This is a genomic window from Caenimonas sedimenti (genome assembly GCF_007833165.1).
In the GTDB taxonomy this organism is placed as follows: Bacteria; Pseudomonadota; Gammaproteobacteria; order Burkholderiales; family Burkholderiaceae_C; genus Ramlibacter; species Ramlibacter sedimenti.
Map to the genome: position 1 here is coordinate 160,339 of NZ_VOBQ01000002.1, position 17,667 is coordinate 178,005.

Genomic DNA, 17,667 nt, shown 5'->3' on the forward strand with positions numbered 1-17,667 from the left:
CAAGATGTTCTTCAGCTTTTCCGCCGCGCGCGACTCAGGTTGCACCTTGACCCGCGGATATCCTGCGTTGCGGGCATGCTTCACGGCGCTCGTCAGCGGCATCAGCACAGTCGCTGCTTTCGGGCAAATACTGCCTTCCCAGGGAACAACGCCCAGCGCTCCTGACGAATGGCTGTTCGGAACCGGCCCAAGCTGGTACTACCGGGCGAGCCCGTCACCTGTCCCGCGGGAGGTCGGCTTTCGAAAGCCGACGTCAGAGGAGGCGGAGGTAGTGCGCAAGGCAGAAGCCTTGCTCGCCGGCAGCTCCGGAAAAGCGATGGCGCTCATTTCGGGCAACGAGGTGGTCTGGGCCGGGTTCAAGCCACCGGCATCGCGTTCCCGATTGTTCATGGGCTTCAGCATGGGCAAGACCGTGACCGCACTTGCCGTGGGCAAGGCCATCTGCGCAGGAAAGCTGAAACTGGACTCGCTTGCGGGCGATCTCTTGCCCGAGCTGAACGCAACAGATCTGGGCGCAGCCAGCGTGCGTGATCTGCTGCGAATGACCTCGGGCACGTGGGAGGGCAATCGCGACAGCACTGTTTGGAGCAGGGAGGAGCGTGAGGCGGTGGACTCCGGCCGGTCGAACTGGCTTCAGTTCCTCGCCACCTCGAAGGCGGGCACTGCGGAGAAGGCGGTGTTCGGAAAGCGCAAACCCGGCTCTGACTTCCACTATCACAGCACTGCCCCCCTTACGCTGGGCTTGATGCTGCAGGCGGCGACTGGGGCGACCTACGCGCGTTGGGTCGAAGACGAGGTGCTGCATGCGATGGGAACATCGTCCCCGGCGATCGTTGGCCAAGACAGGAAGGAGTACGGCCAGGCCGACGGGACCGTCCGAATGACGTTTGACGACTGGGTGCGGTTCGCAGTCTGGGTGAAGGAGAGCCACACTGCTCCAGGTTGCTTCGGCGACTATGTCCGCGAACTGTCGAAGGTGCAGGTAACCGACCGAGCGAAGACCGGCCGCATCGGGTTCCTCGGTTACGGCTACCTCACCTGGATCGGGACTCTCCCCACACCCAACTCCTTTTGGGCGGTTGGGTACGGCGGGCAGCGGATCGCTTGGAACCCAAGCAACGGTCGCATTCTGATCGTGTTCTCGAATGTCGAGAACTACATGGACGAAGTGGCAAAGCTCTATGGCGAATGGGCGAAGATTCCATAGCAGTCAGTTCTGAAGCTGAGCCCTGAGCGGTGGCGTTCGCCAGGACGCACCGACAGATCTGTTTCCCGAGCCGGGTGGCGATGTCACCCGGCTCGTTTCGTTTCTGAAGGAGAAACTCATGAAAGACAGGCATGGCACCCGAAACGGCGTCCCCATCGATCCACACCGACCCTCAGCGCCGCTCTTTGGACTGGGCAGCGTGTACGCTACGCCAGCCGTGCTCCAGCACCTTAAGCAGCATGGGCGAAGGCCCTCGGAGCTTATTGGGTACCACGCTGGCGGCGACTGGGGGCACGTGCCGCCCGCCGAGGCGGCCGCCAATGATCGTTCCATCCAGGATGGCTCGCGCATTCTGTCGGCGTACCTTGTCGAAGGTCGGCGGATCTGGGTGATTACCGATGCCGCGAACGACAACGGGGCGCGCACCTCGACCGTACTTCTGTTCGCGGAGGAGTACTAAGTGCGCAGCACCCGTTCTCCTCGGACACGCTTTGCTCCCGTCCACTACTCGCGCCGTGAGCACGAGAAGCCTCTGCGCGACTTGCTGGTCAATCTGCCTTATCTGCAGACCTCAGCCAGCGGCGGGTTGAACATGCTCGGCTCGTCCCAGACCGTCGTTCTGCAGATCGCTGAGCAAGCGGAGGCGTGCGCTCAGGCTCTGAGCCTAGGAATCGCGGCCGTTGGGACGCTCATACCCTACGCGGCACCGGAAATCGAGGATGGGACCGTCCCCATGGGCACGGTGGAGGCTGTTGGATGGTTGCTCTCGGAGCTCGGCGAAGTGGCAGCTGCATGCACCGTTTTGGCCGCGGAATGCCGGCAGGCCCGCAGTATTCCCGGAGGCGAGCAACCATGAAATCAGGCAAGTCGCGCACCGCTGAAAAGGCGAACTCTGAGAAGCTCAAGGCCCTTCAGCACGCCGCTCGTTCGGCGGCCACACATCGGAGCTACGGGCAGGCGGTCGAGCACTTCAGGAAGGCAGGCCATGACATCCCGGCTTCAGCGAAGGAAGTCGCGACGTACCTGGCAGATCACGCCGGACGGTTGGCTGTCTCCACACTCCAGCATCGCCTCATTGCAGTCCATCGAGCGCACCTCGACGCTGGACTTAAATCGCCTGCCATGGACCCGCTTGTCAAGCGTACGATGCAGGGGATACGTCGCACCTATGGCGTCGCACAACGCCGGGTCAAGGCGCTTGTGAAGGACGACCTGCTTGAAGTCCTGGCGCTCGTGGACAAGCAAAATCCGATGAAGGCCGCTCGCGACCGCGCATTGTTGCTGGTTGGGTTCGCTGGTGCCTTCCGCCGCTCAGAACTTGTATCGCTCCGCATCGAAGAGGTGACGTACTTCGAGAATGGAATGGAGCTTCTGCTGCGACGGTCGAAAACCGATCAGGAAGGGGCTAGTCGGACCGTATTCGTGCCGAAGGCGAGGGGTGAGCGGTGTCCAGTGAAGGCACTGCTTCAATGGCTTGAGCTGTACGGCGCGGAGGCAGGACCGCTTTTTCCGTCCATCAACCGCCATGACAAGGTTGTTCGCGCGTCGCTATCACCGCAGTCCGTGGCACTGCTCCTCAAGGAAGCCGTTCGCCGTGCCAAAGGACAGAGAGCAGCAGATGACTTTTCCGCCCACTCCCTTCGCGCTGGGTTCGTAACGAGTGCGGCAGAAGCCGGCCTCCAACCGTATCAAATCCGCGATGTGACAGGCCATCGCTCAGATGTAACGTTGGCCAAGTACATCAGGCCCGTGCAACGCCGTAGGATTCCCAGCCTTCTGTAGACGGGGCCCCGTGGTAGTGCGAACTCCGCCCCGGCTGCACCGCGCTAAGAGCCGACAGCTCACGAGGGACTTGACCTTCTATTGGCTACAAGGTTTCCAATCATCCACGGCGCTGCGTCGTGCGGCCAGCCAGAAGAAGCCCAACATGAACCACCACAACCTACTTCGAGAGACGACCCTGCTCGACTTCGAGCATCCCAGCATCCAAGGCCTGATTCGCGCGCGCCGCTGGGCGCAGATGTCTGCTAGGGAGCGCATCGGGGCGATCTACAACTTCGTGCGCGACGAGATAGCCTTCGGCTACAACCTGGCCGACGATCTGCCAGCCTCCCAGGTGCTCGCCGACGGGATCGGCCAGTGCAACACCAAGGGCACGCTGTTCATGGCCCTGCTGCGCGCTGCCGGCATCCCCTGCCGCTTCCATGGCTTCACTATCGACAAGGCCTTGCAGAAGGGCGCGATCACCGGCGTGGCCTACGCGCTGGCTCCGCGCGACATCATCCACAGCTGGGTGGAGGTGTGGTTCGAAGGTCGCTGGGTCGAGCTCGAGGGCTTCATCCTGGACAAGGACTACCTCTCGAAGCTCCAAGAGCGCTTCGCCGACCGAGAGGGGGCGTTCTGCGGCTATGGGGCAGCGACCCCGGACTTGCAAAACCCGGGCGTGGAGTGGACGGGCGCGAACACCTACATCCAGAAGGACGGCATCAACCGGGACTTCGGCGTCTTCGACGATCCGGACTCCTTCTACGCCAAGCACGGCGCGAACCTCAGCGGCGTCAAGAAGTGGCTGTTCCAGGGCGTGGTCCGGCATTGGATGAACCGGAACGTCGCCAGGATCCGCGGATGGAGCGGCCGCGAGGCCGCGGTTCGCAAGGCCGATGCCGCGTGGGAGGCGCCGAGCCGCTGAGCCCTTGCATCCCACCCTTTCGTTGTGAGAATGTCAAGGCCGATAGAATCTGCTGATCCGATGAGACGCTTCCTGCTTCTGTTGCTCGCGTTCGTGCTGCCCCTGCAAATGAGCTGGGCCGCCGCGCACTTCTGCGACGACGAGAAGCTGGTGGCGCACGCCGTCGCCGCAGCTGAGCACGCGGGGCACGACCACGGCGCCCAGGCCGACGAACAGTCAGACGCCAAGGCGGAGAAGATCGCGGACGCGTGCTGCGGAGCTGCCCACGGTTGCCACGGCTTGCATCACCTCATGGGGCAAGCCGACCTGGCTTTCCTGCCAAGCGTCGCCGCCCAGATGCCCGCGCCGTCCGGCGCCGCGCCGCCGCTGGGCGGGATCCACTCGCGGATCGAACGCCCCAACTGGCTCGCCGCCTGACGGCGGGCCGCGACAACTCACCCCTTTCCACCTCTCGCGGTTCGCCGAAGCAGTCGTTCGTTTCGACCTTCGGAGAACTCGATGCCTTTCCCATTCCCGCGGCCGCGGTTGGCCGCGCTCTTCGCGAGCTTGGCGCTGGCCTGCGCGGCGCACGCTCAATCCGCACGGCCGACCTTGCGGGAAGCGGTCGACGCCGCTTGGAGCCTCAGCCCCCAGGCCCGCGCGCTGGTCAGCCGTCAGGCTGAGCTCGACGCCAGAGCGCGCGCGGTCGGCTCCTTCCTGGCCGCCGCGCCCACCGTGTCGCTCGCCCACAAGGCGGGCAGAGGCAATGCCAGCGGCGCCCAGGAGACCGAAGCCGAGATCTCGGCTCCGCTCTGGCAGCCCAGGCTTCGCTCGGCCACGGCCAGCCAGGTGGAAGCCGACCGGGCGGCTCTCAGCGCGCAGATCGCCGCCGCCAAGTTGAAGCTCGCCGCAGAGGCGCGGGAGCTGGCCACCGCGGCCGCTGTGGCCGAAGCTCAGCTCGAGCTCGCCTCGCGCAAGGTCTCCGAAGCGAACGCTGTCGCCGCCGACACCGAGCGGCGCGTCAAAGCCGGAGAGAGCGCGCGCGTCGACAGCCTGCGCGCCCAGTCGGCTCTGAGCGAGGCGCAGTCCGCGCGCGCGGCCGCCGAAGGGGCGCTGGCCCGGGCTCTTGCCAACTGGCGCGCGCTCACCGGCATGCCTCAGCTCGCGTCTTTGGACGAAGCTCCAGGTCCGGAAGGCGCCCATCCCATCGTGCAGGCCGCCGAGGCGCAGGCGCGCGCGGCGCGCTCGAAGCTGGAAGTCACCGAGGCCGACCGGCGCGACCCGATGGAGATCGGCTTGGGAGTTGTCCGGGAGAGGCCGGGCGGAGGAGCCGCAACGGAGAACGCCGTCAGGCTGTCGTTACGCGTGCCGCTTGGAGGCGACATCCGCAACGGCGCCAGGATCGCCGCGGCGCGCGCGGAGCTGGACACCGCCGAGGCCGAGCTCGACGCGGCTCGGCGCTTGGCCGGCGCGGAGCGCGAGGCGGCAGTGGCGGAGCTCGACGCGGCGCGGCGCTCCGAACGACTGGCCGCCGACCGCGAGCGATTCGCCCGCGAGGCCCAGGAGCTGATCGCCAAGTCCCACCGGCTGGGCGAGACGGACCTCCCCACCAGGCTGCGGGCCGACGCTGAGAGGTTCGAAGCCGAGCTCGCGCGAGCCCGCGCGTCCATCGAGGCGCGTCGCGCCCTGTCCAAGTTGAACCAGGCCAACGGGGCCATGCCATGAACAAGAGACTTCGCGCCGCGTTCGCGGCCTTCGCCATCGCCAGTGCTTGCGCGCCCGCTCTGGCCGCCGACGAGCACGGGCACGACCACGGCCCGGCGGCGACAGACGCCGCCGCCAGCCCGCGCTTCGACGCCCACTCCGATCTGTTCGAGCTGGTCGGGGTGTTGGAGAAGGGGCAGATCACGGTCTACCTCGATCGCTACGCGACCAACGAGCCGATCGTGGGAGCAAAGATCGAGTTCGAGTCCGGAGCCAACAAGGGCGTGGCCACGCCGCAGCCCGACGGCACCTACGCCATCAAGTTCGCGGGCGTGGACAAGCCAGGAGAGTTCCCCTTCTCCTTCACCGTCACCGCGGGCTCCGACACCGACCTGCTCGCCGGCGAGCTCCACATCGACGCCGCCCAGGCCCACCAGGACGCGCCGCGACCCTGGCTGCGCTGGGCGGGCTTCGCCGCCGCGGCTCTGGCCGCCGCGGCGGCCCTGCTCTTCGCCCGTCGCAAGTTCGGCCGCCGCGCCGGCCTGAGGACACCAACGTGAACAACAACTTTCTCCTCGCGGCCTTTCTCATCGCGTTCGCTGTTGGCGCTACCGCGCAGGCGAGCCCTGACCACAACCACGCGGAGCCCACCGCCGCCGCCGCGAGCAACGCGCCAAAGCGCCTTCCCGACGGCAGCGTTTTCCTGCCCAAGAACTCGCAGCGCCAGCTCGCCGTGCGGACGGTCCTCTCCGAGGAGCGCTCGGCGCCGCAAACCATCGAGCTCACGGGGCGCGTGACGATGGACCCGAACGCGGGCGGGCGCGTGCAGCCCACGCAAGCGGGACGCGTGGAGGCGGGCCCGCGCGGACTGCCGTCCCTGGGCCAGTTCGTCCGCAAGGGCGAGGCGCTCGCGGTGGTGCGCTCGTCGGCCTCGGCCATCGAGAAGGCCAACCAGCAGGCGCAGGCCGCGGAGCTGCGCGCGCAGCTTGACCTGGCCCGCAGGCGCGTGGCGCGTCTCTCGGAGCTCGAAGGCACGGTGCCCGCGAAGGACATCGAGGCCGCGCGCTCCGACGTGTCGAGCCTGCAGCAGCGGCTTGCCGCTGTGGGCGGGTCCGTCTCGGCGTCGGAAACCTTGGTCGCTCCGATCTCGGGCGTGATCTCGGCGTCGAACGCCGTGGCCGGCCAGGTGGTCGACGCGCGCGAGGTGCTCTTCGAGATTGTCGATCCCTCCAAGCTCGTCGTCGAGGCGATGGTGTTCGACATGGGGCTGCTGTCCAACGTCGGCGCGGCCAGCGCGAGCCCCGCGCCGGGAGTCAGCGTGCCGCTGCGCCTGATGGGCGCGGGGCGCGCGCAGCGCGAGGGCGCCATCCCGTTGCAGTTCAGGACGGCGGGAGCCGCGGCGGTCCCCTTGGCGGTCAACCAGCAGGTGAAGGTGCTCGTGCACACGAGGACCATGGTCAAGGGAGTCGCGGTGCCCGCGGCGGCCCTGGTCAAGAGCGCGAGCAACCAGGACATGGTGTGGGTCCACGCGGGCGCCGAGGTCTTCCAGCCTCGGCCCGTGCGGGCTTCTCCCTTGGACGGCGCGAGCGTGTCGGTGACCGACGGCATCAAAGCCGGCGAGCGGGTGGTGGTCCAAGGCGCGTCCTTGGTGAACCAAGTGAGGTGAGGCCGGGATGTTCGACAAGCTAGTCCACTTCTCCCTCTCGAACCGTCTGCTGGTGGTCATGGCTGCCTTGGCCTTGATGGCCTACGGCGCCTTCACGCTCATCCGCATGCCGGTGGACGTCTTTCCGGATCTCAACAAGCCAACCGTCACCGTGCAGGCCGAAGCCGGGGGGATGGCCCCCGAGGAAGTCGAGCAGCTGATCACCGTGCCGTTGGAGACGGCCATGGCCGGGATCCCGGGCGTGGAGACGGTGCGCTCCATTTCGAGCGTGGGCCTGGCCTTCGTCTACGTCACGTTCGACTGGAAGACCGACATCTACCGCGCCAGGCAAATGGTCGGCGAGCGCCTGGCCACCGCGCGCGAGCAGCTCCCGCAAGGGGTCGAGCACGTGGCGATGGGGCCCATCAGCTCCATCATGGGCGAAATCATGCTCGTGGCGCTGCCGATCGAGCCCGCCAAGATCAGCCCGATGGCGGTGCGCGAATACGCGGACTTCGTGCTGCGCCCGCGACTGCTCGCCATTCCAGGAGTCGCCCAAGTCGTGCCGATCGGGGGCGAGGTGCGCCAATACCAGGTGCAGCCCAACACCGCCTCGATGGCGGCGCTTGGCGTGACGCTCGACGCGATCGAAGGCGCGCTCAAAGGGTTCTCCGCCAACACCAGCGGCGGGTTCTTGGAGCTCAACGCCCGCGAATACCTGATCCGCAACATCGGGCGCACGACCCGCATCGAGGACTTGCAGCGGCTGCCGGTGGCGTTCGGCAACGGCCAGCCGATCGCTCTCTCGCAGGTGGCCAACGTCGCGTTCGCTCCCGCGATAAAGCGCGGCGACGCGGGCTACAACGGGGGCCCCGCGGTCATCGTTGGCATCCAGAAGCAGCCATCGGCCGACACCGTGAAGCTCACGGAACAAGTCGAGGCGGCGCTCGACGGATTCAAGAAGAGCCTGCCTCCCGGCATGGGCGCTCCCATCGTGACGATGCGCCAAGCCACCTTCATCGAGACGTCGGTGGGCACGCTGCAAGGCAAGCTTCTCGCCGCGGCGGCTGTGGTGGCCGTGGTGCTCTACCTGTTCTTGATGAACGCCCGCACGACGGTGATCGCGCTCACGGCCATTCCGCTGTCGGTGCTCATCGCCGCTCTCGTCTTCAAATACTTCGGCTTCTCGATCAACACGATGACGTTGGGCGGGCTCACGATCGCCATCGGCGAGCTCGTGGACGACGCGGTGGTGGGAGTGGAGAACGTGCTGCGCCGATTGAAGCTGAACCAAGACCAGCCGGAGGAGCGGCGCATGAACCCGCTCGCCCTGATCGCCCGCGCGACGTTGGAGGTGCGCTCGGCCATCGTCTACGCCACCGCCATCATCGCGCTGGTGCTGCTGCCGCTCTTCTTCCTCCCCGGAGTGGAAGGCCGCCTCATGCAGCCGCTCGGCGTGGCCTACATCGTGTCGCTGCTGGCCAGCATGGTGGTGTCGCTCACGGTGACGCCGATCATGTGCTACTACCTGCTGCCGAAGATGAAGGGCCTTGGGCACGGCGACACGAAGGCGCAGGCGTGGGTGAAGGCCAGGTATGAACGCGCGCTGTCTCGGGTGCTCTCGCGTCCCAAGCCGTGGCTCGCGGCCGCGGGAGTGGCGGTGCTCCTGGCGATCGCCGCGGTGCCGCTCTTCCCGACGACATTCCTGCCTCCGTTCAACGAGGGCGTCGCGCTGGTGGGCCTGCGGCTCAACCCGGGCACGACGCTGTCGGAGACGTCGCGATTGGGCGCGGTGGCCGAGCGCAGTCTGCGCGAGGTGCCAGAGGTGCGCAGCGTGGGCCGCAGGTCGGGGCGGGCCGAGCTCGACGAGCACGCAGAGGGCGTGCACGTCTCCGAGCTCGACGTCGCGCTCAAACGTAGCGATCGCTCTGTCGACGAGGTCTACGCGGACCTGCGCTCCAAGGTCTCGTCGCTGCCGGCGTCGATCGAGGTGGGGCAGCCGATCAGCCACCGCATCGACCACATGCTCTCGGGCGTGCGCACGCAGATCGCCATCAAGGTGTTCGGCGACGACCTCGACGCGCTGCGAGCCCAAGCGGAGACCCTGCGCGCGCGCCTCTCGAAGATCGAGGGCGTGGCGGACCTGCAAGTCGAAAAGCAGGTGCTCACGCCCCAGATCAAGGTCCGGGTCGACTACGACAAGGCGCTGGGCTACGGCATCGCGCCCTCGAAGCTGCTGCGCGAGCTGCAAATGATGATCGACGGCGAGAAGGTCGCCCAAGTGGTGGAGGGCAACCGCCGCTTCAACCTGGTGCTGCGCCTGCCCGAGTCGGCGCGCGGGACCGAGGGGTTGCGCTCCATCATGATCGACACGCCCGGCGGACGCGTGCCGCTCTCGCAGCTGGCGGTCGTGGAGGAGTCGGACGGCCCCAACCAGATCAGCCGCGACGATGGCAGGCGGCGGATCGTGATTTCTGCCAACGCGCAAGGGCGCGCGCTCTCGGACGTGGTCGCCGACATCCGACAAGCGACGGGCGAGGCCAAGCTCCCCGAGGGCTACTTCGTCACAATCGGCGGGCAGTTCCAGGCGCAGGAGGAGGCCAGCCGTCTCATCGGCCTGCTGTCGCTGGGCTCCCTCGCGCTGATCTACGCGATCCTTTACTCCCGCTACAAATCGGGAGCGCTGGCGGCGATCATCATGGCCAACATCCCGCTCGCGCTCGTCGGCGCGGTCGTGGGCCTGTGGATCTCGGGCCAGCCCCTGTCGGTCGCCGCGCTCGTCGGCTTCATCACGCTCGCCGGCATCGCGATCCGCAACGGCATCATGAAGGTCTCGCACTACGTGAACCTATGCGCGTTCGAGGGCGAAGCCTTCGGCGACAAGATGCTCGCGCGCGGCTCCCTCGAGCGGCTCACTCCCGTGCTGATGACGGCGCTGGTCGCCGCGCTCGCGCTGGCTCCATTGCTGTTCGAGGCCGACCAGCCTGGCGCCGAGATCCTGCATCCGGTCGCGGTGGTGATCTTCTCGGGGCTCATCACCTCCACGCTGCTGGACTCCTTCCTCACTCCCGCGATGGTCAAGCTCTTCGGACGCGGGCCCATCGAGCGGCTCGCCGCCCAATCCGGGACCGAGGCCTACTGATTTCCACCGCCAACCCACCCACCATAGGAAGCATCATGAAAGCCAAGACTCTCGCCCTCTCCGTCCTTCTCGCGTTCTCCGGGTTCGCCTTCGCCGGCCCCGACGACCACACGCCCAAGCACGGCGGCATCTTCGTCGAAGGCAAGGCCGCCGACGTGGAAGTCGTCGCCAAGCCGGAGCTGATCCAGGTCTACGTCTACGACCACGGCAAGCCGGCCAAGCTCGATGGCGCCAAGGGCAAGTTGACGTTGCTCAACGGAAACCAGAAGACTGAAGCCGAGCTCGCGCCGGCGGGCGACAAGCTCGAAGCCAAGGGGTCCTTCAAGGTGGCCAAGGGCACCAAGGGCATCGCGCTGGTCACCCTCGCGGGCAAGCCCGCCTTCACCGCGCGCTTCGAGGTGAAGTGATGCTCGGACGCCTCGTCGCGGCCTTGGCCGCCCTCGCGGCGCTCGTCGGCTGCGCGTCCACGCCTGTGTTCGAAGGCGGCCGCGCGTGGAGCGAAGGCTGGCGCGAAGGCAAGGTCGAGAAGGCGTCCGCGGGGGAGCTCGGCTACCGGCAGTCCTACGACTGCCGATACCGAGAGGGCGGAGCCGGACGCGACGCCTCCGGTCGCTTCGCCGTCGTCGGCGTTCAACACATGGGGCGGCACCGGCACCACGTCGCGCCGGTCGAGGCGGGCAAGGAGCCGACGGTCGGAGCGTCCGTGCTCACCAACTGGCGCGGCTGCGAGCCGCCGATCGCTCGCGCTCGATGACGAGAAGCGAAGACTCGGCTGGCCCGGGCAGCGATGGACGCGGCCGTCGCGGAGCGCTTTAATAGCCTGTAGCTTCTACAAGGTTGAGCAATGAAGATCGGAGACTTGGCCAAGGCCACCGGGACGCAGGCGGAGACGATCCGCTACTACGAGCGCGAGGGCCTGCTCGCGGAGCCCGCGCGCACGGAGTCGAACTACCGGCGCTACGACGCGTCGCACGTATCGCGTCTGAGCTTCATCCGCCACTGCCGCTCTCTCGACATGACGCTCGAGGAGATCCAGGCGCTGCTTCGCTTCAAGGACGATCCGGCCGCCAACTGCGTGGCCGTCAACGAGCTCCTCGACGAGCACATCGACCACGTCGCCGAGAGGATTCGAGAGTTGAAGCGCCTGCAATCCGAGCTCAAAGACCTGCGCGCGCAGTGCGACGCGCACGGCGCCACCTGCGGGATCCTGGGCGCGCTGGACAACAAGGGAAAGTCGGGCGCTCGGCCCGCGCGGAAGGCCCACGTGCCCGGATCCCCCGGCCGCCACTGATGGCGCTTGACTCTGTAGCGGCTAGAGGGTTTTCAATGGAGGCAGTTTAGGAGAACTGTATGTCCGCCCACTGCTGCGCCCCCGCCAACCCCGCCGTCGATCCGCGCTTTCGAAAAGCGCTCTGGATCGCCTTGATCGTCAACGCCGCCATGTTCTTGGTGGAGCTTGGCGCGTCGTTTGGATCGGGCTCGGTGTCCCTCCTGGCCGACTCCATCGACTTCTTCGGCGACGCGGCCAACTACGCCGTCTCGCTCGCGGTGCTAGGAATGGCGGCGACGGTCCGCTCCAAGGCCTCGATCCTGAAAGCCGCCTGCATGGGAGCCTTCGGCCTGTTCGTGCTCGCCCGGGCGGCTTGGTCGGCCTCCACCGGAGCCGTGCCCGAGCCGATGTTGATGGGCGCCGTCGGCGTTCTGGCTCTGATCGCGAACGTGGGCGTCGCGCTGCTGCTCTATCGCCACCGCAACGGGGACTCCAACGCGCGTTCCGTATGGATTTGTTCGCGCAACGACGCGGTGGGCAACGTCGCCGTCATCCTGGCCGCCCTGGGCGTCTTTGGCACCGGCTCGGCTTGGCCGGACCTTGGAGTGGCCGCCCTCATGGCCGTGCTCGCGATCTCCGGCGCGTGGACGGTGTTGCGGCAGGCAAGGGGCGAGCTGCGCGAGGCGCGCGCCCACTGATCGACTCCCCGCCGAACGAGAAAGGCCCGCTTGCGCGGGCCTTTGCCAAGATGGGCGCGATCAGCCTAGCAGCGGCTGGACGAAGGCGAACCACCCTCCGACCAGGTAAAACCCGAGGCTCACGACGTAGACGCGCGCCGAAGCTTTGCGCGTGCGCAGGCACGCGTCGCGAAGACGCGGGTCGACAGGGCACGGCGCGGTCCTGTTCCTCCACTGGATCCAACCCGAGAGGGCCAGCGCCGCGCCGGAGATCGCGAATAGCGCCTCCTTATGCTCGGAGAGCCAGACCACTTGGGGGAACACCGAGACGAGCGACGACAGCGCTGCGCCCGCGCCCAGCGCGACGAGCATCGCCGGGATCGCGCAGCAGACTAGGGTGCTCGACGTGGCGAACAGCGTCGCCACCGAGCTCCACAGGCTGCCGCGCGTTTGAGCGACTCCGTCGTCCGTCACTTCTTGGCGCTCTTCGAGGCCGCCTTCATCTCGTCGACGGAAGTTGTGGAGGGCTCCATCTTGACGACGTCATAGCCGGCGTCGACGATGGCCGCGCCGATCGCCTTCTCGTCGAGGGTCTTGCCGTCCTTGGCCTCCACCAGGACGACCTTGCTCTTCAAATCGACGAACACCGCCTTGGTGGCGTCCATCTTCGCGATTGATTTCTCGATGCCTTGCGCGCAGAACGCGCAGACCATGCCGTTGACGGTGGCCTTCACGCTGTTGGCGGCGGAGGCGGGGAGCGCGGCCATTGCGATGGCCAGCGAAACGATGATGTTGCGCATGTGAATCTCCTTAGAAGGTATACATAAAGTTGAAGCGAAGCTGCTTGGAGTTGTTAACTCCAGCCTCCACGAAGTAGCGGTTGTGGATCAGCCGAAGCATCGGCGTGATCTCGGTCATGTCGGAGAGCCCGCGCATGCGGCGCGCCTCCACCACGAACCAGGGCTGGACCTCGTCGTAGTCGACCTCATAGAACGAGAAGCCCAGGCGCGCCGCGGCGTAGTCGTGATTGATCCCCTCGGCCCGGTAGAGCCTGGCGAAACCCATCGCGTAGACGCGCGTCGTCTCGTAGTCGACCTGGATGCCCGGCGAGGCCATGGTCCTCGTCCCCGAGAAGTCGTTGCCGCGCACGGCGCCGAGACCGCCGACGAACCAGACGTTGGCCTGCGCGTGCGGCATGTTCCAGCGTTTGAGCAGCCTGGTGTAGGCGACTTCGGCCAGCTCGCGCGACTTCGTCTTGTCGTCGCTGCGCATGTAGAGCAGCGACGGACCGATCGCGTCGCGGGGCGTGAAGGCGTAGTTGGCGAAGCCCTCGCGCCAGTTCGGCGACAGGTCGCCCATCGCCATCCAGCTCTCCTTGAAGCCCATGGGCGCCGCGTGCGCCTGAGCTCCCAGGAGCGCCGCGACGGCCAGGGGAACGATGCGAAGGGCCCTCATCGCGCCTTCTCCATGGCCTCGACGACCAGGTGGTCATCCTTGTTCGCCAGGCGGAAGCGGACTTTGTCGCCCGCCTTGAACGGCTTCAAGTCGACCGCCTTCGCGACCTTGAACGGCATCACCATGGCCTCCATGTCGATGCTCTTGACGCGCTCGTGGTCGAGCGTCACGCGCGAGCGCTCCGGCTCCACCTTCACCACCTTGGCCGCGACCCATTCGGGCGGCCCGGCGTGCGCCGCGAAGCCCAACGCCAGGGCGGCGGCGAAAAACAAATGTCTCATGTCGATCTCCTGATTGCGCGAGTTGCCGCGCGCGAAAACGCTCCCGCGTCACCGCGGGGTCGAAGACGGGGAGATCAGGAGATGGGAGGTCGCAGGTCGCGCGCGAGCTCGGCGCTGGCGAAAGAAAGCCCGCTTGCCACCGGAGGGCCGGTCGGGGCGGGGCCTTGCTCGAAGGCGAGTTCGGGCAGGCAGGCGGAGGCGGCGCAGAGATGGCAGGCCATGCAGTGGGTGGCGGCTTGCGGCGCGCCGTCCTCGGAGCCCGCCTTGGCCTTGGCCATCATGGGGCAGTCCTCGGGCATCGACTCCATGGCTGTCACGCCAGCGGCGCTCGCCGTTTGATCCGCGGCCATGCGGACGGCCATGCCTTCGGCCGCCCACATCCGCATGGGCAGAAGAGCGATCATCAGGATCAAGACGAGCGTCCGCATAGACTGATGATACCCAGCGACGCCTGAAGTTCAACCCGCTGCCAGGAGCCACCCATGCCCGTCGCCGCCCCGGCTCGAAATCTGCTGCTGAGCGTTCATGTGCTCGCGTCTGTCGGCTGGGCCGGCGCCTTGGCGGTCTTCCTCGCGCACGCCCTGGCGGGGCTGTGGAGCGACGACCCCCGCACGGCCGCAGCGCTGGGCCTCGCGATGGGAGTCACAGCTTGGGTGGTGATCCTGCCTTTGGCCGTCGCCTCCTTCGCCACGGGAGTGGCCCAGTCGCTACTCTCCGTCTGGGGCATCCTGCGACACCACTGGGTCGTCTTCAAGCTGGCCCTCACGGCCGTGGCGACCGCCGTCCTGCTCGTGAAGCTCGGACCCATCAGCGCGCTTGCCCAAAGCTCGGCGGCGTCCGGCCCCGGCATGGAGGGCCTGCGGACGTCCCTGGCGCTGCACGCGGCGGGCGGGCTGGCGATCTTGGTCGCAGCGACGCTGCTGGCCGTCTACAAGCCCGTGGGGCTCACCAAATACGGCGCGCGCAAGCTCGGGCGCGAACGCGTGGTGCCACCCGCCTGGGTCAAGGCGGCGTGGGTGGTGGGGGCGGCGCTCGCCGTCGCGCTGGGGGCCATGCTGCTCCTGGGCAACCATGGGCCGTCCGCCCACCTCCATGGCTGAGCAAGACGGCCGCCGTAGAAATCTTTTCGCGGACGCTAGACCTTGCCATAGGGGCAAGGTTCAAGATGGCGTTCAGCATGAAAGGAATTCACAACAGCCATCGGTATGTGGGCATCGGCCGCCGCGCCGTTGCGCAGGGGCCGCATTGCGCTAGGATGCGAAAGTAATGTCAATTCTCCGCCTCGTCATCGCATGGCTCGTCATAGCCGCGCTTCCCCTGCAAGGGATCGCGGCCGCGTCGATGCTTTTCTGCGACCAGGCGGCGCATTCGACGGCGTCGCAGCCCTCGGGCCATGACCACGCGGCGCACGGCCACGGCGAGGCTCACGACCAAGCTTCTCACGCGCACGCTGGCGACGACGGCGCTCAGCCAGACTCGAAGCTGAGCCAAGCGCAAGGCGACACGGCACAGACCGGCTCGGGCATGGTCGACGACGGCCACGCGTGCCCGATCTGCGCCTCGTGCTGCAACCTCGTGGCGTTGTCCGAGACGCCCACCGTGAGCCTGGACGGGGCCGCGCCCATGTCCCCGCCGCTCCAAGACGCCGCGCGCGTGTTCACGCGCCACGCGCCCACCCCCGACAAGCCTCCTCGCGCCTAAGCGGCCGCCGTCGGCCCGGCTAGTCCGGGCCCGGCCGCCGCATTTCCGTTCCGACTCCGATCGCGGCGACCCGCGGCCGGGCGCATGCGAAACGAAATCACGCGAGGACCCATGTCAAAAGAAATCAGAACCATCGCCCTAGGCGCGATCGCGGCCGCGGCGAGCTTGGCGGCCGTCGCCCAGACCGGCGCGCCTGCGTCGGCACCCGCGCAGCCTCAGGGCGGCTACAACTCCGCATTCGAGGGCTATCGCCCGTTCGCCGCCGACGAGGTCGGGAACTGGCGCAAAGCCAACGAGACCGTCCGCGAGATCGGCGGCTGGCGCGCCTATGCCCGGGAGATCCAGGGCGCGCCGCAGCCAGGAGGCGCCGCGCAGCGCTCGGCCCCCGCGTCGGCGCCCGCCACCCCGGCTCCGACGCCGCGTCCGGCCGCAACACCCACGGCTCCCGCGGCTCCCGCCAATCCTCACCATGGGCACGCCCGATGAAAAGAACATTCAAGCTGGCGGCGGCGGCCGCTGCAGCCCTCATCCTTGCCGGCTGCGCCGCGCCCAACATGCAAGCTGCGATGGGCGAGGCCAACGAGCTCGCCGGCCCAGTCTCGGGCGGCGCCAAGGCGGAGCTCCAGCGCGACGCGTCGCAGCGCGAGGCGGCCTCGAAGCTCGCGGGCGACCTGCTCGCCAAGCCCTTGACCATGGACGGCGCGGCTCAGCTCGCCGTGGCCAACAGCCCGGCGTTCCAAGCCGCGCTCGCGCAGAGCTGGGGCGAGATCGCCGCCGCCCAGCAGCGCGGGCTTCCGGGCGGCCTCGTCTTCTCGTTCGAGAGGCTGCGCGAAGGCGCGGACCTCGAGCTCGGGCGACTCCTTTCCATCGGGCTCTTCGACCTGATCACGCTCCCGCAGCGGCGCTCGGTCTCGCGCATCGAGTCCGAGCACGCGCGCGTGAGGATGGCGGGGGCGGTGGTGGACCAAGTGTCGAACGCCAAGCAGGCTTGGGTGCGGGCGGTCGCCGCCCGCGAGGTCGAGGTCTACGCCGTCCAGGTGAAGGACGCCGCCGAAGCGAGCGCCGAGCTCGCGCGGCGCATGCAGAGCGTGGGCAACTTCACCAAGCTGCAAGCGGCCCGCCAGCACCTGTTCTACGCGGACGCGACCTCGCGCCTGGCCGCGGCCAGGCAGCAGGCGCTCTCGACCCGCGAGGAGCTGGTCCGCCAACTGGGACTGACCGACGAGCAGGCCAAGGCGTTGAAGCTGCCCAATCGGCTCCCGGACCTGCCCAAGACCGCAAAGGCCCCAGAGGAAGTCTCCAAGGCCTTGGCCTCGCAGCGGCTCGACGCGCGCCTCGCGCGCTTGGAGCTCGAAGCGGCGAGCCGCGGGCGCGGCGTCGACCTGCTCACGAGCCTGACTGACGTGGAGCTGGGAGCCCGGCGCGACACGCGCTTCGAAGGCAACGGCGAGAAGTCCACGACGCGCGGCTTCGAGCTCGAAATCCGGTTGCCATTGTTCGACTGGGGGTCTACGCGGCGTGCCGCTTTGGACGCGCGCTCGCTCGCGGCCGTCAACCGCTACGAGGCGGTGGCGCGCGGCGCCGGGTCCCAGGCGCGCGAGAGCTACGCGGCCTACCGCACGGCGTTCGACCAGGCGCGCCACCAGCGCGAGGAGATGGTGCCCCTGCGCAAGACGATCTCCGAGGAGAACGTGCTTCGCTACAACGGAATGATGATCGGCGTCTTCGAGCTGCTAGCCGACGCGCGCGAGCAAGTCGGCGGCGTGATCTCCGCCATCGAGGCGCAGCGCGACTTCTGGCTCGCGGACGCGTCCCTCTCGTCCACCTTGATCGGCAAGCCCCAAGCGGGCGGCGCCGCCTCGGCCTCCTCCGCGGGATCCGCTCCCGCCGCGGAAGCCGGCCACTGAACACGAATCG

At 67.8% G+C, this 17,667-nt stretch carries 23 protein-coding genes; 18 read left to right on the plus strand and 5 right to left on the minus strand.

What is annotated here, in order from left to right; genetic code table 11:
- Nucleotides 1–4: 4 nt before the first annotated feature.
- The 14 genes from FN976_RS01705 (at nt 5) to FN976_RS01770 (ending at nt 12,334) form a co-directional block, all read left to right on the plus strand.
- On the plus strand, nt 5–1,207 hold the full coding sequence (locus tag FN976_RS01705; protein ID WP_145890341.1) for a serine hydrolase domain-containing protein: 1,203 nt from the start codon (nt 5–7) through the stop codon (nt 1,205–1,207).
- 295 nt (nt 1,208–1,502) lie between these two features.
- Nucleotides 1,503–1,667 (plus strand): hypothetical protein, encoded by a 165-nt coding sequence (locus FN976_RS28740; RefSeq protein ID WP_186510718.1) that lies wholly within the window; start codon nt 1,503–1,505, stop codon nt 1,665–1,667.
- Nucleotides 1,668–2,063, plus strand: a complete 396-nt coding sequence (locus tag FN976_RS01715; protein ID WP_145890345.1) for a hypothetical protein — start codon at nt 1,668–1,670, stop codon at nt 2,061–2,063.
- Complete coding sequence (locus tag FN976_RS01720; protein ID WP_145890347.1) at nt 2,060–2,989, plus strand: site-specific integrase; 930 nt, start codon at nt 2,060–2,062, stop codon at nt 2,987–2,989. The genes FN976_RS01715 and FN976_RS01720 overlap by 4 nt, the downstream gene beginning before the upstream one ends.
- Before the next feature lie 145 nt (nt 2,990–3,134).
- Nucleotides 3,135–3,896: a transglutaminase-like domain-containing protein gene (locus tag FN976_RS01725; protein WP_145890349.1), complete on the plus strand. Its 762-nt coding sequence runs from the start codon at nt 3,135–3,137 to the stop codon at nt 3,894–3,896.
- Between the two features lie 60 nt (nt 3,897–3,956).
- Nucleotides 3,957–4,313, plus strand: a complete 357-nt coding sequence (locus FN976_RS01730) for a hypothetical protein (RefSeq protein ID WP_145890351.1) — start codon at nt 3,957–3,959, stop codon at nt 4,311–4,313.
- A gap of 81 nt (nt 4,314–4,394) precedes the next feature.
- Nucleotides 4,395–5,600 (plus strand): TolC family protein, encoded by a 1,206-nt coding sequence (locus FN976_RS01735; protein WP_145890353.1) that lies wholly within the window; start codon nt 4,395–4,397, stop codon nt 5,598–5,600.
- The gene (locus FN976_RS01740) at nt 5,597–6,139 is read left to right on the plus strand and encodes a hypothetical protein (RefSeq protein ID WP_145890355.1); all 543 of its coding nucleotides are present in this window, start codon (nt 5,597–5,599) and stop codon (nt 6,137–6,139) included. The genes FN976_RS01735 and FN976_RS01740 overlap by 4 nt, the downstream gene beginning before the upstream one ends.
- Entirely contained in the window at nt 6,136–7,245 is a 1,110-nt protein-coding gene (locus FN976_RS01745; RefSeq protein ID WP_186510719.1) for an efflux RND transporter periplasmic adaptor subunit, read from the plus strand. The genes FN976_RS01740 and FN976_RS01745 overlap by 4 nt, the downstream gene beginning before the upstream one ends.
- A 7-nt stretch (nt 7,246–7,252) precedes the next feature.
- On the plus strand, nt 7,253–10,366 hold the full coding sequence (locus FN976_RS01750; protein ID WP_145890356.1) for an efflux RND transporter permease subunit: 3,114 nt from the start codon (nt 7,253–7,255) through the stop codon (nt 10,364–10,366).
- Between the two features lie 35 nt (nt 10,367–10,401).
- The gene (locus FN976_RS01755) at nt 10,402–10,773 is read left to right on the plus strand and encodes a hypothetical protein (protein WP_145890358.1); all 372 of its coding nucleotides are present in this window, start codon (nt 10,402–10,404) and stop codon (nt 10,771–10,773) included.
- Nucleotides 10,773–11,120, plus strand: coding sequence for a hypothetical protein (locus FN976_RS01760; protein WP_145890360.1), 348 nt, complete (start codon nt 10,773–10,775; stop codon nt 11,118–11,120). The genes FN976_RS01755 and FN976_RS01760 overlap by 1 nt, the downstream gene beginning before the upstream one ends.
- 90 nt (nt 11,121–11,210) lie before the next feature.
- Nucleotides 11,211–11,657: a Cd(II)/Pb(II)-responsive transcriptional regulator gene (gene cadR, locus FN976_RS01765; RefSeq protein ID WP_145890362.1), complete on the plus strand. Its 447-nt coding sequence runs from the start codon at nt 11,211–11,213 to the stop codon at nt 11,655–11,657.
- 59 nt (nt 11,658–11,716) lie between these two features.
- A complete protein-coding gene (locus FN976_RS01770) occupies nt 11,717–12,334 on the plus strand; it encodes a cation efflux transmembrane domain-containing protein (RefSeq protein WP_145890364.1) in 618 nt (205 codons plus the stop codon).
- Between the two features lie 60 nt (nt 12,335–12,394).
- On the opposite strand, the gene FN976_RS01775 is transcribed toward FN976_RS01770, so the two are convergent.
- From FN976_RS01775 to FN976_RS01795, 5 genes are all read right to left on the minus strand, one after another.
- Nucleotides 12,395–12,787, minus strand: a complete 393-nt coding sequence (locus FN976_RS01775; RefSeq protein ID WP_145890366.1) for a hypothetical protein — start codon at nt 12,785–12,787, stop codon at nt 12,395–12,397.
- The gene (locus tag FN976_RS01780) at nt 12,784–13,113 is read right to left on the minus strand and encodes a heavy-metal-associated domain-containing protein (RefSeq protein WP_145890368.1); all 330 of its coding nucleotides are present in this window, start codon (nt 13,111–13,113) and stop codon (nt 12,784–12,786) included. The genes FN976_RS01775 and FN976_RS01780 overlap by 4 nt, the downstream gene beginning before the upstream one ends.
- A 10-nt stretch (nt 13,114–13,123) precedes the next feature.
- Entirely contained in the window at nt 13,124–13,768 is a 645-nt protein-coding gene (locus tag FN976_RS01785; RefSeq protein WP_145890370.1) for a hypothetical protein, read from the minus strand.
- Complete coding sequence (locus FN976_RS01790) at nt 13,765–14,049, minus strand: copper-binding protein (RefSeq protein WP_145890372.1); 285 nt, start codon at nt 14,047–14,049, stop codon at nt 13,765–13,767. The genes FN976_RS01785 and FN976_RS01790 overlap by 4 nt, the downstream gene beginning before the upstream one ends.
- Before the next feature lie 74 nt (nt 14,050–14,123).
- On the minus strand, nt 14,124–14,477 hold the full coding sequence (locus tag FN976_RS01795) for a hypothetical protein (protein ID WP_145890374.1): 354 nt from the start codon (nt 14,475–14,477) through the stop codon (nt 14,124–14,126).
- Between the two features lie 54 nt (nt 14,478–14,531).
- Here FN976_RS01795 and FN976_RS01800 point away from each other — a divergent pair, with 54 nt between their 5' ends.
- The 4 genes from FN976_RS01800 (at nt 14,532) to FN976_RS01815 (ending at nt 17,657) form a co-directional block, all read left to right on the plus strand.
- Complete coding sequence (locus FN976_RS01800) at nt 14,532–15,149, plus strand: hypothetical protein (RefSeq protein ID WP_186510720.1); 618 nt, start codon at nt 14,532–14,534, stop codon at nt 15,147–15,149.
- A gap of 166 nt (nt 15,150–15,315) precedes the next feature.
- On the plus strand, nt 15,316–15,750 hold the full coding sequence (locus FN976_RS01805; protein ID WP_145890376.1) for a hypothetical protein: 435 nt from the start codon (nt 15,316–15,318) through the stop codon (nt 15,748–15,750).
- A gap of 111 nt (nt 15,751–15,861) precedes the next feature.
- Nucleotides 15,862–16,236, plus strand: coding sequence for a hypothetical protein (locus tag FN976_RS01810; RefSeq protein WP_186510721.1), 375 nt, complete (start codon nt 15,862–15,864; stop codon nt 16,234–16,236).
- A complete protein-coding gene (locus FN976_RS01815) occupies nt 16,233–17,657 on the plus strand; it encodes a TolC family protein (RefSeq protein WP_145890378.1) in 1,425 nt (474 codons plus the stop codon). Before FN976_RS01810 ends, FN976_RS01815 begins: the two co-directional genes overlap by 4 nt.
- The last annotated feature ends 10 nt before the right edge of the window (nt 17,658–17,667 follow it).

Excerpts from the sequence above, each read along its gene's own strand:
- FN976_RS01725 (WP_145890349.1), top strand. The coding sequence starts at position 3,135 with ATGAACCACCACAACCTACTTCGAGAGACGACCCTGCTCGACTTCGAG.
- FN976_RS01810 (WP_186510721.1), top strand. The coding sequence starts at position 15,862 with ATGTCAAAAGAAATCAGAACCATCGCCCTAGGCGCGATCGCGGCCGCG.
- FN976_RS01755 (WP_145890358.1), top strand. The coding sequence starts at position 10,402 with ATGAAAGCCAAGACTCTCGCCCTCTCCGTCCTTCTCGCGTTCTCCGGG.
- FN976_RS01760 (WP_145890360.1), top strand. The coding sequence starts at position 10,773 with ATGCTCGGACGCCTCGTCGCGGCCTTGGCCGCCCTCGCGGCGCTCGTC.
- FN976_RS01815 (WP_145890378.1), top strand. The coding sequence starts at position 16,233 with ATGAAAAGAACATTCAAGCTGGCGGCGGCGGCCGCTGCAGCCCTCATC.
- FN976_RS01780 (WP_145890368.1), bottom strand. The coding sequence starts at position 13,113 with ATGCGCAACATCATCGTTTCGCTGGCCATCGCAATGGCCGCGCTCCCC.
- FN976_RS01705 (WP_145890341.1), top strand. The coding sequence starts at position 5 with ATGTTCTTCAGCTTTTCCGCCGCGCGCGACTCAGGTTGCACCTTGACC.
- FN976_RS01720 (WP_145890347.1), top strand. The coding sequence starts at position 2,060 with ATGAAATCAGGCAAGTCGCGCACCGCTGAAAAGGCGAACTCTGAGAAG.
- FN976_RS01750 (WP_145890356.1), top strand. The coding sequence starts at position 7,253 with ATGTTCGACAAGCTAGTCCACTTCTCCCTCTCGAACCGTCTGCTGGTG.
- FN976_RS01770 (WP_145890364.1), top strand. The coding sequence starts at position 11,717 with ATGTCCGCCCACTGCTGCGCCCCCGCCAACCCCGCCGTCGATCCGCGC.
- FN976_RS01795 (WP_145890374.1), bottom strand. The coding sequence starts at position 14,477 with ATGCGGACGCTCGTCTTGATCCTGATGATCGCTCTTCTGCCCATGCGG.
- FN976_RS01735 (WP_145890353.1), top strand. The coding sequence starts at position 4,395 with ATGCCTTTCCCATTCCCGCGGCCGCGGTTGGCCGCGCTCTTCGCGAGC.
- FN976_RS01730 (WP_145890351.1), top strand. The coding sequence starts at position 3,957 with ATGAGACGCTTCCTGCTTCTGTTGCTCGCGTTCGTGCTGCCCCTGCAA.
- FN976_RS01740 (WP_145890355.1), top strand. The coding sequence starts at position 5,597 with ATGAACAAGAGACTTCGCGCCGCGTTCGCGGCCTTCGCCATCGCCAGT.
- FN976_RS01805 (WP_145890376.1), top strand. The coding sequence starts at position 15,316 with ATGTCAATTCTCCGCCTCGTCATCGCATGGCTCGTCATAGCCGCGCTT.
- cadR (WP_145890362.1), top strand. The coding sequence starts at position 11,211 with ATGAAGATCGGAGACTTGGCCAAGGCCACCGGGACGCAGGCGGAGACG.
- FN976_RS01800 (WP_186510720.1), top strand. The coding sequence starts at position 14,532 with ATGCCCGTCGCCGCCCCGGCTCGAAATCTGCTGCTGAGCGTTCATGTG.
- FN976_RS01790 (WP_145890372.1), bottom strand. The coding sequence starts at position 14,049 with ATGAGACATTTGTTTTTCGCCGCCGCCCTGGCGTTGGGCTTCGCGGCG.
- FN976_RS01785 (WP_145890370.1), bottom strand. The coding sequence starts at position 13,768 with ATGAGGGCCCTTCGCATCGTTCCCCTGGCCGTCGCGGCGCTCCTGGGA.